Here is an 11,739-nt window from a genome sequence, read left to right as displayed (position 1 = left end):
CCCCACCCCGCACAGCGCCCTCACCGGTCGACGAGCCGGTGGACGGCCTCACTCGTTGGGATCGTGCAGGCCCTTGTCGATCGCGTAGAGCGTCAGTTCCACCCGGTTGTGGAGTTGCAGCTTGCGCAGCACGTTCTGCACATGGTTCTGCACGGTGCGGTGGGACACGAACAGTTCGTCGGCGATCTCCTTGTAGGCCATGCCCTTCGCGACGCGGCGGAGCACCTCGATCTCCCGGCTGGTCAGCACCGGGCCCTCTTCGTTGTGGGAGCGGGCCACGTTCACCATCCGGCGGAACTCGCCCAGCACCAGCCCGGCAAGACCCGGCGTGAACACGGCGTCGCCGACAGCCGTGCGGCGCACCCCGTCGATGAGTTCCTCCTTGGACGCCGACTTCACGAGGTAGCCCTTCGCGCCGGCCTTCATGGCACGGAGCACGTCGTCGCGTTCGCCGGAGGCCGACATCACGAGGACGTGCATGTCCGGGAACTCCTGCAGCAGGATCTCGATGCAGGTGGCGCCGTCCGGCTCAGGGATCTGCAGGTCCATCACCATGACCTCCGGACGGGCCGCGCGCGCTCTGTCCAGGCACTCCCGGCCGTTCTTGGCCACGGCCACGATCTCGAAACCCACCTCGGTGAGGTCCTCGCTCAGCGCGTCGATCCACATGGGGTGGTCGTCGACCAGCATGACCCGCTTCCGCTCCAACTTCGCAACCACTCAACTCTCCATCGCGTCGACGTCGATCGGGAACCTGAGTTCCCATTCTGCCCCAGCACCGGGCGAGGATTTGAGGATCGCCGAGCCGCCCAGGGCCGCCATGCGGCCCACGATCGAGTCGCGGATGCCCATCCGGCCGTTGGCTGCGGCGGCCTCCACCTGCTGGGCGCTCATGCCGACGCCATTGTCGCGGACCCAGAGGATCACCTCATCGCACATCTCCTGGTCCAGCAGGATCCAGACCCGGGCGTCCGGGCCTGCGTGTTCCTCCACGTTCTTGAGGATCTCCGCCAGGGCGGCCTCAATCTCGTCGGCCAGAGGCCTGGGGATCTCCACCAGGCTGGCCATGGTGGCGACGGTGACCTTGGACGATTCGTACTTGTCGAGGACGGCCGCGAGGTCGACGGTGGTGGTGGGCTCGACGTTGAGCACGTCGCGGTCTTGCAGGTGCGAGCGCAGCTGCATCTCGGACTCACGCGCCAATGCCGCGAGCCGGATGCCGCGGGGGCCCAGCGAGGGACCCTCCCGCTCGACGAGGGCCAGCACCTGCAGGGCGCCGTCGTGCACGAGCCTGGAGAGTCGCTCCCGTTCGCCGAGCGCGGCGGAGCGGACGCGCTCCTGCTCCTGCTCGACGATCGTGGCCCGGAACTGGGAGATCAACACGCCCAGGCAGGCGGTGAGCAGGATCATGACGAAGCTGCTGCCGAGGCGCTCCAGGCTGAAGTGCGACGGCACCATCAGCGTCGAACCGGCGATGATGACGGAGAACACCACGCCGTACCGGACGCTGTTGAACAGCGCTGCGTAGGCCGCGGCGCCGCCCGCCCAGTAGCCGGCCAGCGTCAGCGGCGCACCGCCCGGCGGCAGGACCAGTGCCGTGACCAGCACGATCGTGACCGTGACGCCCAGGTCCGCCAGGTGGGCGGCGGGGGTGCGCTTCGAGGGCTTGCGCATCCGCAGCGAGATGAAGATGTGCCAGAACACCAACGCCAGGGTGGCTGCGATCACTCCCAGCCGGTTGTCGGCGCGGGGCAGGACGAGCAGGAAGTTCACCAGCACCACGTGGACGCCCAACAGCCCGCGGGCCACCTCCACGACGGTGTAGACCCGGCTGAGCACGTCGTGCCGGTCGCGGTACCAGAGGGTGAACGGGCGCAGGCCCCGGACGGCCTGCGCCTCGTTCCACTGGCTGTCAGGCATCAGGAGCCGCGCTCTGCTCCGCAGGGGGCCCCTCCCCGCCGGGGCGGGGCCGCACGAACTCGTCGGAGCCGATGTCCCTGAGGTCGCCGTGCTTGACGCGCGTGGCATAGACGTCGGCGTACTCCTGACCGGTGAGTTGCTGGATCGCGGCCAGGGTCTCGTCCGTCACCCAGCGCAGCAGCGCCGTGCTGGGCTTCGCGGTGGCGTGGGCGGAGAAGTCGAGGGGCTTGCCGATGATCACGACGGGGCGGCGCACCCACGGCAGACCGAACGGGCCCTTGAAGGACTTGGTGCCGGTGACGCCCACCGGGATCACGGGCACATTGTTGCTGAGCGCCATGCGGGCCATGCCCGTCTTGCCCTTGTACAGCCGGCCGTCGGGCGAGCGGGTGCCCTCGGGGTAGATGCCCACCACGCTGCCCTCCGCGAGCACGGAGGTGATGCTGCCGAGCGCCTGCGCGCTGGCGCGGCCGCCGCTGCGGTCCATGGGCACCATACCCACGTTCTTCAGGAACCAGGCCACGATCTTGCTGCCCACCCCGCCCTCGCCGGAGAACAGTTCGGCCTTGGCGGGGAAGATGATCCGGCGCGGCATGCTGGCAGGCAGCACCAGGGAGTCGAAGGCGGCGATGTGGTTGCTGGCCAGGATCGCGCCGCCCTGCCTGGGGAAGTTCTCCTTCCCGATCACCTTCGTGCCATAGCCGAACTTCACCATGGGCGTGAAGATGACGTATTTGAAGAACTGGTACCACATGGGCGGCAGTCTAATCTCTGTCATCGTAGGAAGATGACTACCTCCTACAGCGTCCGAGATGAGGCGCGCCCGTTCCGGGGTGGACACGGCGACATCGGTGTCGTCATGTGCCACGGATTCACCGGAACCGTCGGAAGCCTGCGCCCCTGGGCCGAAGGGCTGGCTGAGCCCGACGGCGACTGGCCCGGGGTCCGGGTCCTGGCCCCGAGGCTCCCTGGCCACGGGACACATTGGCGCGACCTGGCACGCACCAGGTGGTGGGACTGGTACAACGCCGTCGAGGACGCGTACTTCGACCTGGCCGCCACCTGCAGCACGGTGTTCGTCGCGGGCCTCTCGATGGGCGGCGCGCTGGCGCTGCAGCTGGCCGCAGCCCACCCTGTGGGGGGCACCCTGCTGGTGAACCCCTCCCTCGGCACCAGGGACCGCCGCGTCGCCCCAGCGGTGAAGATCCACCGGCTGCTGCCGCCCCAGCGCGGCATCGCCTCCGACATCGCGCTGGCCGGGGTGGAGGAGCCGGCCTACTCGCGCTTCTCCGTCACCAGCCTGGCCACGATGGCCGAGCTGTGGGCTGACACGCAGTCGAAGCTGCACCGCATCCCCGGCCCCGTGCTCCTGATGGCCTCGACGGTGGACCACGTCGTCGACGGCCTCAGCCGCGAACTGGTCCGCCGGGACATGGCGGAGGTGGTGGATGTCGAACTGAGGCGCAGCTACCACGTCGCCACCCTCGACCACGACGCCGGCCGGATCGTCGCCGAATCCCGCCGCTTCATCACGGGGCGCGCAGCCGCCTAGAACTCCAGGACGGTGCGGCCGGGCAGGGCCGTGCCCTCGAGCTTGGCCAGCACGTCGTTGACGTCGTCGAGGCGCGCCGGGTGCACCGTCGCCTCGATCTTCGCCTGCGCCGCGAGCGCGAGCGCCCGGTCCAAGTCGTACCGGGTGCCCACGATGGAGCCGCGCAGCGTGATGGCGCGCATCACCATGTCGTAGATGTTGATCGGGAAATCGCCCGGAGGCAGTCCGTTGAGCACCACGGTGCCGCCCGGCCGCATCATCGCCACGGACTGGCCGAATGCCGCCGGCGAGACGGCCGTGACCAGCGCCGCGTGCGCGCCTCCGATGATCCGGCGGACGTAGCTCACCGGGTCCGCCTCCCGCACGTTGATGGTGAGGTTCGCGCCCAGGCGGGCCGCCAGCGTCAGCTTCGCGTCGTCGATGTCGGTGGCCACCACCTGCAGACCCATGGCACGGGCGTATTGCACGGCCAGGTGGCCCAGCCCGCCCACGCCCGAGACCACGACCCAGTCCCCGGGGTCCGATTCGGTCATCATGAGGCCCTTGTACACGGTGAGCCCCGCGCACATGAGCGGCGCCGCCTGCTCATACGGCAGGCCGGCCGGCAACTTCACCGCGAAATCAGCCTTGGCCACCACGAAATCCGCGAACCCACCGTCCACGTCGTAGCCGGTGCGTCGCTGCTTGGCGCACAGCGTCTCCCACCCCGACATGCACTGCTCGCACCGGCCGCACGCCTCGTGCAGCCACGGCACTCCGACGCGGTCGCCTATCTGGTGCAGTTCAACGCCGGGGCCGACCGCCGCCACCTCGCCCACGGCCTCGTGGCCGGGGATGCGGGGCAACGCGGGCTTTTCGGGCCAGTCGCCGTGGATGGCGTGCAGGTCGGTGTGGCACACGCCACAGGCCCTGACGCGGACGAGGACCTCTCCCCACCGCGGTTCGGGGACGGGCACCTCACGCAGTTCGAGGGGGGTGCGGAACCTCGTGACGACGGCGGCCCGCATGGTGTCGGTCATGGCTGCTTCCCTGCCTGGATGGCGGTAATGGCGACGGTGTTGACGATGTCGGAGACCAGCGCGCCCCGCGAGAGGTCGTTGACCGGCTTGTTGAGGCCCTGGAGGACGGGCCCGATCGCCAGGGCACCGGCGCTGCGCTGGACTGCCTTGTACGTGTTGTTGCCCGTCTGCAGGTCCGGGAAGACCAGCACGGTCGCCCGTCCGGCAACCGGGGACTCCGGTGCCTTGGTGCGGGCCACGGCCGGTTCGACGGCCGCGTCGTACTGCAGCGGCCCGTCGACGGGGAGCCCGGGCGCGCGCTCGCGCACGAGTCGGGTCGCCTCGACGGTCTGTTCCACGTCCGGCCCCGTTCCGGAGGCGCCGGTCGAATAGGACAGCATCGCGACTCGGGGCTCGATCCCGAACTGCCGGGCGGTCTCGGCGGAGCTGAGCGCGATCTCGGCCACCTGGTCCGGCGTGGGGTTCGGGTTGACCGCGCAGTCGCCGAACACGAGCACCCGGTCCGCCAGACACATGAGGAACACCGACGACACCACGGTGATCCCCGGCCTGGTCCTGATGATCTGCAGCGCTGGGCGGATGGTGTGCGCCGTGGTGTGCACCGCCCCTGAGACCATCCCGTCGGCGAGGGACTCGTGAACCATCATGGTGCCGAAGTAGCTGACGTCCTTCATGGCCTCGCGTGCCTGCTCCAGGGTGACGCCCTTCTGGGCGCGAAGCCGGGCATAGCTCTGCGCAAACTCCTCGCGCAACGGGCTCGTGGCGGGGTCGATGAGCTGGGCGGCACCGATGGCGAGGTCGAGTTCCTGCGCCTTCGCCCTGACGACCCCGGGGTCGCCGAGCAGGGTGAGCCGGCAGATCCCCTGATCGAGGAGGCGGTGCGCGGCACGGAGGATGCGCTCCTCCTCTCCCTCGGGCAGCACGATGTGGCGGTCGGCGGCGCGGGCCGCCTCCAACAGCCGGTGCTCGAACATCAGCGGCGTCACCACGTCCTCGCGTCCCACCACCCGGGCGCCGCGCAGAAGTTGTCCAGCGTCGGCGTCGCGGGCGAAGACATCGCGGGCCTCCCGCAGTTGGCGGGCGTTCAGCTGGGCGGGTACCCGCTCGTAGTCACCCAACGCGAGATAGACCTGCTCGATGGTGCTGCGGGTGCGCAACAACGGCGCGCCCGGCGTCAGCCGCTGCCAGAAGGTGCCGACGGCGGGGTCGAGCGGCCACGGTCCGGCAGCGATGGCCGCCGCAGCGGCGGGGAACCGCCCGGTCGCGGCCGCCAACGGCAGTCCGACGCCGATCTCCGTCCGGTCGGCGGAGAAGATCACCAGCGACTCGGGACGCACCTGGGGCAGGAGGTTGGACAGGCTCATGTCGGCGATCAGCAGCGCGCGCCGGGTGGCCACCGCTGCGAGGTCCCCCTCCCCCGCGACCGGCTCAGCACCGATTGCCACCAGCGCACCCTCGAGGCCGCTCACGGCCCCAGTCACCTCGGGCACGACGAACGCGGGCACCGGCAGTTCGCCGAGGTCCGCGGCACTCAGTTGCTGGCCCTCGCCCCTCGGCGCGAGCACACCGACCACCTGCGCGAAATTGCGGGTCGCCTCGTCCAGGGCGACGTCAATGCGGTCGCGGGTGAGTTCCGCTCCCCCGCCGGACGGCACGACGAGCACCATGGGCACGTCGATGTTGGCCGAGACGCGAGTGTTCCAGGCGAATTCGATGGGGGCCAAGGAACAGTCGTATTCGCTGCCCAGCACCAGCACGGCGTCGTGGCGTTGTGCGCAATCGGCGTAGCGCGCGATGATCTGCGCCATCGCCGCCGTCGAGTTGTGCAGCACCTCGTCGGCTGTGGCGCCCCACCGGGGCTCCGGCCCGTCGTCGGCCGCGAGTTCCAGCAGCGCGCCGAGCACCCGGTCGGTTGGTTCCGCCACGATCGGCCGGAACACGCCGACGGACGCATGCCGCGTGCCCAGGTCGTCGAGGAGGCCCACAGCGAACTGCAGGAGGTGCGGGCAGTGCTCGGTCGGACAAAGGTAGATCGATGCGCCGCGCACGTCGGTGCCGGGGCTCACGGCGTTACTTCTTGAGGGCCTTGTTGATGGCGCTGTCCAACCCGTCGGGCTCATAGCCGAGGGCGGCCACGACGGCCTTGCGCACCTCCGCACCCACCCCAGCGGAGCCCGAGGACTGTGGCGGGGGCTGCGCCGCCGGCGAATGGGCGGACGGCGCCGCCGCCGCAGGGGCGGGCACGAGCCGCAGCCCGTGGTCGAGGGCGTACTCCTTGGCGAGCGCGGTCACGATGTCGCCGGGCGCGAGCCGGACCTCCGTGGTGCCGGAGGCGAGCAGTTGGTCGATGGATTCCTTGGTGAGTACGCGGCGAGCCATGGCGTGTTCCTTACTGTCCCGTGACGGCTTCGATGGCGGTGATGGCGGCCTCGCGGGCCGCTTCGATGTCGGCCTCCGTGCCGGAGATCCACATCCGGCCGTAGATGCCCACGGAGCTCATGTGGTTGAGGAAGATCGGTGAGGCCTTTTCGGCCTCGTTGGCGGCCAGCGTGATGTAGGCGGCGGGTTCGACCTCCAGCACCAGCATGGTGTGGCCGCCCTCGATCATCGTGCCCATGTTCATGCGGTTCAGGACCTGGGCCTGGAGGGGATGCACGTTGGTGATGATCTGCTCGGAGGCGATCTTGGGGGCGATGCGTGCCTCCAAGGGCGTGCCCAACGACTCCAGGACCACCTCGCCGGCGCGGAGCACCTCGGACTGGTTGTCAGAGTGCACCTCGAACATGCCGAACTGGCGCTCGACCACCTGGGCGCCCGGCTTCACGTCAACGGCCTTCAGCACGGTGTCGACCACCCTGAAGACCCAGTTGCCCGGCGCCATCTCGACGTAGAGACTGCTCATGCCCTCCACCGGCGGGGAACCGGCCGCGATCTTCCCCGTGAACGCGGCGAACTGGGGCTGGATGCGGTCGAGATGGCAGTAGGCCCGCAGTTGGAAATCGGAATGATCGGCCATGTCAATGGCCTCCCTTCTGGGCGATGGGCTCGGCGAAGCTCGCGACCCCGAGCGGGGTGACGAGCATGGGTTCGGGGGCCACGACGGTGCGGATACCGGTGATGTCGGCCATGATGTCGGCGATGCCGAGGAAGGCTGCGGTGCCTCCCACCAGGTGGATGACGTCGACGTCGTGGCCCGCCACTGCTGCGCGGACGATGGTGGAGATCTTCTCGAGGGTGGGATGGACCAGGGGCAACAACGCCTCCTGCTCGCGCTTCCTGACCTTGCGTTTCTCCGCTTCGGCCAAGGGGATCTTCAACGCGCCGGCGATGACCAGCGACAGGTGGGTGCCACCGGTCGGCTCATCGATGTTGGCGATGACCTCGCCGCCGCGCAGGATGGCGACCCCCGTGGTGCCGCCCCCGATGTCGACGACCGCGCCGTCGGTGATCCCGAGGACCGCGTTGGCGGCGGTGGTCTCGTCGACGACGGCGGTGCACTCGATCCCTGCGCCCTCCAGGACGTAGCGGTGCGCGCGGTGGTCAGCTGCGCCGACCGCCGGCGGGATGGTCACGGCACCCTGGGTGAGCGTGCGCCCGGTGGCGGCCTCAACCTCGTTGCGGAGTTCACGGATCACGGCCTGGGCGCCGGCGAAGTCCCACACCACACCGTCGCGCACCACGTCGGCGAACCTCGTGGCGGCGGCGAGCGGGGCGCCGTCGCGGTCGGTGACCATGACGACGCTGAACGCGGTGCCGAGATCGACCCCCACCCTGATCGGGGTGTGGGGCGCGATCCGCGGGGGGTGCCGCAGCGCCGCCTTGGCCGCCTTCATGGTGCGTCTGACCGGCGTCGGGGAACCCGGCGTGGGGTCCGACGCAGCCGCGGACACGTGCATGTTCAGAGCCCTTCCTCCCAGTTGGCCGGGAAGGTGACGTAGATGAACTTGGCCCACGACGGCGTGCCGAACGTGATCGACGACCCCTTGGGCACGTAGAGGATGTCGCCGGGGCGGCCGATCTGGCCGCCTCCGTCGCCACCCAGGTGGAGCTCACCTTCGAGGACGATCTGAATCTCGTCGTAGGTGAGGGTCCAGGGGAACGACCCCTTGGTGAGGGTGAGATAGCCCGCCGCCATGGGCGCACCGTCGTCGGCCGTGACCACGTCGCCTGCGGTGACGGCCATGGACGGGGGCGGCCCCGGGTACGGGAACGGTTCGAGCCGCGCGTCGGCCTGGCGGGCCAGTTTGACGCGTGGCCGGGCGGTGGAGGCGGCGAGCGCGCCCCCACCCGACCCCAGCATGGAGGTGACGATCGTGCGGATCTGCGTCATGAGAGCGTCATCGGCCCGCGGCGCTTCCTCCGCGGCACCTCCCCGCACAATGCTGACGCCCCGGTCCTTCGCCACGTCCCGCGCGAGCGGGGTGACGATGGCATCGGCGGGCACCACGAGGCGGTCACCCGAGGCCGCTTGGACCTCGGCTGCTGTGATGACGCTCCTACCCATGACGGCTCACTCCTTCCGGTTCACGATCGTCTTCGGTGGTCAGTCGCGGTGCGGGAGGATGAGTTCCACGTCGCCGTGCGGGCGCGGGATCACGTGGACCGAGACGAGTTCGCCGACGCGACCCGCAGCCGCTGCACCGGCGTCGGTGGCGGCCTTGACCGCGCCGACGTCGCCGCGCACGAACACTGTGACCAGGCCGGCACCGATCTGTTCCTTGCCGATGAGCCGGACGTTGGCGGCCTTGACCATCGCGTCAGCGGCCTCGATGGCGCCGACGAGGCCCTTGGTCTCGACCATGCCGAGAGCGATCATCTGGACATCTGCCATGGGAGTTCTCCTTTGAGTGGGTGTTTCCGGGGTGTGGGGTGTGGTTTCGGATTGTTGTTCCGGTTGTGGTGACGGCGTCGACGGTGGTGGGGCCTCTTCAGTGGCCTGCACCTCGGTCTCTGCCGTGGCTTCGGGCTTCTTCCCGTTGCCGGGTCTGCGCCTCGGCGGCACATTGGTTGGTTGATCGGTCATTGGCTACCTCCTCGCGGACCTCATTTCTGCATTTCTGTGAGTATCTGGCGCACCAGCTTCTCGATCAGCGCCGCGTCCGCGTCCTGACCGGACGCCTCTGCGGCCTGCGCAGTGTCGTCGGTGTCGCCGACGGCCGGCGTCATGCCGTCGAGCCGTCCTCCGTGCGCGCGGGCCACATCGGGCGCCGGGCGCAGGTGGTAGGCGAGCCGCTTGACGTTGAGCACGTGCTCGACGGTGATGTTGTCACTCACGACCGCCCCGCCGATGCCACCGGGGGCGAGCGTCATGGACGGCCGCACCCCCGTGGTCGCACCGACGCCACCCAGGCTGCCCCAGGTGTTGACGAGGACGCGGAAGGCGGGCTTCTCGATACCGAACTGGAGGATGGACTCCTCGTCGCGCGAGTGGATGACCATCGAGTGGCCGTCGCCGCCGAACCTGAGCACCTGGATGGCCCGGTCGCAGCCGGCTTTCCAGCCGTCCTCCACCATCCATCCGAGCACGGTGGTGAGCTTCTCGCGCGACAGGGGGTACTTCGGCCCCACCCCGTCGAGAGGGGCCACGAGGATGCGGGTGCTCGCGGGGACCTGGATCCCGGCCATCCGGCCGAGCTCCTGGGGCGTGCGCCCCACGTACTCCGCGAACATCATCCCGTTGGGACGGAACATCGCTCCTGCGAGCTTGTCCGACTCCTCCGCGGAGAGCCACTGGGCGCCCCGCTGCTGCATCTCGGTCTTGAGTCGCTCTGCGATCGGCCGGTCGGCGATGACCACCTGTTCGGTGGCGCAGATCGTGGAGCAGTCGAACGACTTCGACTCCACGATCATCTGGGCGGCCTTCACGATGTGCGCCGTGCGGTCGACGTAGGCCGGTACGTTGCCGGGCCCGACTCCCAGCGCGGGCTTTCCGCAACTGTGCGCCGCCTTGACCATGCCCGGGCCTCCGGTGGCCAGGATCATGGAGGTGGCGTAGTGGTTCATCAGCTCGTTGGTGCCGTCGAGGCTGAGTTCGGTCATGCAACTGACCAGGCCCTTGGGCATCCCCGCAGCCTCGCCGGCCTCGGCCATGACGCGCACCGCCTCGGCGGTGCAGTTCCTGGCCGACGGGTGCGGCGCCACGACCACCGCGTTGCGGGCCTTGACGCCGATCAGCACCTTGAAGATGGCGGTGGAGGTGGGGTTGGTCGAGGGGGTCAGTGCGCACAGCACGCCCACCGGCCAGCCGATCTCCACGATGCCCCGGCTCTCGTCGCGACGGAGCACGCCACAGGTGGGGATGTCCTTGATGGAATCCCACACCCCCTGCGCGGCGAACTCGTTCTTGACCTGTTTGTGCGCCGGGTATCCGAAGCCGGTCTCGTCGTGGGCCATCTGCCCCAGCCGGCCGGCTTCCCGCATCGCTGCCGCGACCATGGCCGCACAGATCTTGTCCACTTGCGCCTGGGAGGCGAACTGGAAGGACCGCATCGCCTCCCTCGCCGCCACGGCCAGGTCCCTGGCCTGCTGGATGGACCTCAGATCCGAGTCCATGTTGTTCGGGCTCATGACTCAGTGCTCCTAGAGGCGCTTCGGGTTGGCCGCGACTTCGAGCACGCCGTCCTGGAAGGCGGCACAGGCCGCCCGGCAGGCACTCTGTGAGCCGGTGAGCAGACCGCCGGCGAAGTTGGTCTCGCTCGGCGGTGCGAAGTACTCCTGCACCGAGACGTCCGCTGCTTTGACCGCGAGGTCCAGCGCGTAGGTGGCTTCCAGCGGCGGTGCGATCAGGTACGCCAGGGGCTCGCCCTGGCGGATGCCCGCGCCCTCCGAGAGGTAGCTGCCGGTGCTGGAGATCAGGTGCGCGAAGAAGTTGAGCTCACCAGCCTCGTCCGCGGTGTAGAACCACGCCTCCTCCTCGGCGTAGGAGATGGCGGCGTCCACACCGGCGCGCACTTCGGCCGGGGTGGGTCCGGCCAGCATGCCGATGATCTCACCGGACAGCGGGCCCGAGGGGTAGCCCGAGCCTGCATAGAAGCTCTTGGCGTAGACGACGTCGACCTCCGCGTACTTCGTGGCGTCGTCGAGCGCCACGTAGAGCGAGTCGTCGATGTCGCACGTGATGAGGCCGAGCGAGCGTTGGTTGTCCGCCAGCCCCAACTTCTCCGCGAAGCCACGATCGACGTTCGCGATGATGCGCACGGCCAGGATGGTCGGCTTGACCGGTTCCAGGATTGCCATGTCAGTTACCTT

Annotated in this window: 13 protein-coding genes; 1 reads left to right on the top strand and 12 read right to left on the bottom strand. The window is 69.4% G+C overall.

Annotated features, from left to right (window positions below; all coding sequences use genetic code 11):
- Positions 1-48 precede the first annotated feature (48 nt).
- The 3 genes from C3E87_RS00680 to C3E87_RS00670 are packed head-to-tail and all read right to left on the bottom strand — an operon-like array spanning position 49 to position 2,674.
- Positions 49-690, bottom strand: a complete 642-nt coding sequence (locus tag C3E87_RS00680; protein ID WP_076059384.1) for a response regulator transcription factor — start codon at positions 688-690, stop codon at positions 49-51.
- A 30-nt stretch (positions 691-720) separates the two neighbouring features.
- On the bottom strand, positions 721-1,920 hold the full coding sequence (locus tag C3E87_RS00675; RefSeq protein WP_076058242.1) for a sensor histidine kinase: 1,200 nt from the start codon (positions 1,918-1,920) through the stop codon (positions 721-723).
- Positions 1,913-2,674, bottom strand: coding sequence for a 1-acyl-sn-glycerol-3-phosphate acyltransferase (locus tag C3E87_RS00670; RefSeq protein ID WP_076058240.1), 762 nt, complete (start codon positions 2,672-2,674; stop codon positions 1,913-1,915). Before C3E87_RS00670 ends, C3E87_RS00675 begins: the two co-directional genes overlap by 8 nt.
- A gap of 33 nt (positions 2,675-2,707) precedes the next feature.
- On the opposite strand from C3E87_RS00670, the gene C3E87_RS00665 reads away from it, so the two are divergent.
- Positions 2,708-3,472 (top strand): carboxylesterase, encoded by a 765-nt coding sequence (locus C3E87_RS00665; RefSeq protein ID WP_076058238.1) that lies wholly within the window; start codon positions 2,708-2,710, stop codon positions 3,470-3,472.
- On the opposite strand, the gene C3E87_RS00660 is transcribed toward C3E87_RS00665, so the two are convergent.
- From C3E87_RS00660 to eutL, 9 genes are all read right to left on the bottom strand, one after another.
- On the bottom strand, positions 3,469-4,491 hold the full coding sequence (locus C3E87_RS00660; RefSeq protein ID WP_076058236.1) for a zinc-dependent alcohol dehydrogenase: 1,023 nt from the start codon (positions 4,489-4,491) through the stop codon (positions 3,469-3,471). The two genes, C3E87_RS00665 and C3E87_RS00660, sit on opposite strands and share 4 nt — an antisense overlap.
- Positions 4,488-6,557 carry a phosphate acetyltransferase gene (gene pta / locus C3E87_RS00655; RefSeq protein WP_233120651.1) on the bottom strand — a complete coding sequence of 690 codons (2,070 nt, stop codon included), beginning with the start codon at positions 6,555-6,557 and terminating at the stop codon, positions 4,488-4,490. Before pta ends, C3E87_RS00660 begins: the two co-directional genes overlap by 4 nt.
- 4 nt (positions 6,558-6,561) lie before the next feature.
- The gene (locus C3E87_RS00650; protein WP_076058234.1) at positions 6,562-6,870 is read right to left on the bottom strand and encodes a hypothetical protein; all 309 of its coding nucleotides are present in this window, start codon (positions 6,868-6,870) and stop codon (positions 6,562-6,564) included.
- Positions 6,871-6,880: 10 nt separating this feature from the next.
- Complete coding sequence (locus C3E87_RS00645) at positions 6,881-7,507, bottom strand: hypothetical protein (protein ID WP_076058231.1); 627 nt, start codon at positions 7,505-7,507, stop codon at positions 6,881-6,883.
- A 1-nt stretch (position 7,508) separates the two neighbouring features.
- Positions 7,509-8,387, bottom strand: a complete 879-nt coding sequence (gene eutJ / locus C3E87_RS00640) for an ethanolamine utilization protein EutJ (protein ID WP_083665291.1) — start codon at positions 8,385-8,387, stop codon at positions 7,509-7,511.
- Between the two features lie 2 nt (positions 8,388-8,389).
- Positions 8,390-8,995: a cupin domain-containing protein gene (locus C3E87_RS00635; protein WP_076058229.1), complete on the bottom strand. Its 606-nt coding sequence runs from the start codon at positions 8,993-8,995 to the stop codon at positions 8,390-8,392.
- Positions 8,996-9,034: 39 nt separating this feature from the next.
- Positions 9,035-9,322, bottom strand: coding sequence for an ethanolamine utilization microcompartment protein EutM (gene eutM / locus C3E87_RS00630; protein ID WP_076058227.1), 288 nt, complete (start codon positions 9,320-9,322; stop codon positions 9,035-9,037).
- A 212-nt stretch (positions 9,323-9,534) separates the two neighbouring features.
- Complete coding sequence (locus C3E87_RS00625) at positions 9,535-11,058, bottom strand: aldehyde dehydrogenase family protein (RefSeq protein WP_076058225.1); 1,524 nt, start codon at positions 11,056-11,058, stop codon at positions 9,535-9,537.
- A gap of 12 nt (positions 11,059-11,070) precedes the next feature.
- A complete protein-coding gene (eutL, locus tag C3E87_RS00620) occupies positions 11,071-11,727 on the bottom strand; it encodes an ethanolamine utilization microcompartment protein EutL (protein WP_182765460.1) in 657 nt (218 codons plus the stop codon).
- Between the last annotated feature and the right edge of the window lie 12 nt (positions 11,728-11,739).

It is taken from the genome of Tessaracoccus sp. ZS01 (genome assembly GCF_022342445.1).
Classification (GTDB): domain Bacteria; phylum Actinomycetota; class Actinomycetes; order Propionibacteriales; family Propionibacteriaceae; genus Arachnia.
The sequence above is the reverse complement of the archived record's forward strand: the minus strand, read 5'-3'. Positions and strand labels throughout refer to the sequence as shown.

Excerpts from the sequence above, each read along its gene's own strand:
- C3E87_RS00680 (WP_076059384.1), bottom strand. The coding sequence starts at position 690 with ATGCTGGTCGACGACCACCCCATGTGGATCGACGCGCTGAGCGAGGAC.
- C3E87_RS00675 (WP_076058242.1), bottom strand. The coding sequence starts at position 1,920 with ATGCCTGACAGCCAGTGGAACGAGGCGCAGGCCGTCCGGGGCCTGCGC.
- C3E87_RS00670 (WP_076058240.1), bottom strand. The coding sequence starts at position 2,674 with ATGTGGTACCAGTTCTTCAAATACGTCATCTTCACGCCCATGGTGAAG.
- C3E87_RS00665 (WP_076058238.1), top strand. The coding sequence starts at position 2,708 with ATGACTACCTCCTACAGCGTCCGAGATGAGGCGCGCCCGTTCCGGGGT.
- C3E87_RS00660 (WP_076058236.1), bottom strand. The coding sequence starts at position 4,491 with ATGACCGACACCATGCGGGCCGCCGTCGTCACGAGGTTCCGCACCCCC.
- C3E87_RS00650 (WP_076058234.1), bottom strand. The coding sequence starts at position 6,870 with ATGGCTCGCCGCGTACTCACCAAGGAATCCATCGACCAACTGCTCGCC.
- C3E87_RS00645 (WP_076058231.1), bottom strand. The coding sequence starts at position 7,507 with ATGGCCGATCATTCCGATTTCCAACTGCGGGCCTACTGCCATCTCGAC.
- eutJ (WP_083665291.1), bottom strand. The coding sequence starts at position 8,387 with ATGCACGTGTCCGCGGCTGCGTCGGACCCCACGCCGGGTTCCCCGACG.
- C3E87_RS00635 (WP_076058229.1), bottom strand. The coding sequence starts at position 8,995 with ATGGGTAGGAGCGTCATCACAGCAGCCGAGGTCCAAGCGGCCTCGGGT.
- eutM (WP_076058227.1), bottom strand. The coding sequence starts at position 9,322 with ATGGCAGATGTCCAGATGATCGCTCTCGGCATGGTCGAGACCAAGGGC.
- C3E87_RS00625 (WP_076058225.1), bottom strand. The coding sequence starts at position 11,058 with ATGAGCCCGAACAACATGGACTCGGATCTGAGGTCCATCCAGCAGGCC.
- eutL (WP_182765460.1), bottom strand. The coding sequence starts at position 11,727 with ATGGCAATCCTGGAACCGGTCAAGCCGACCATCCTGGCCGTGCGCATC.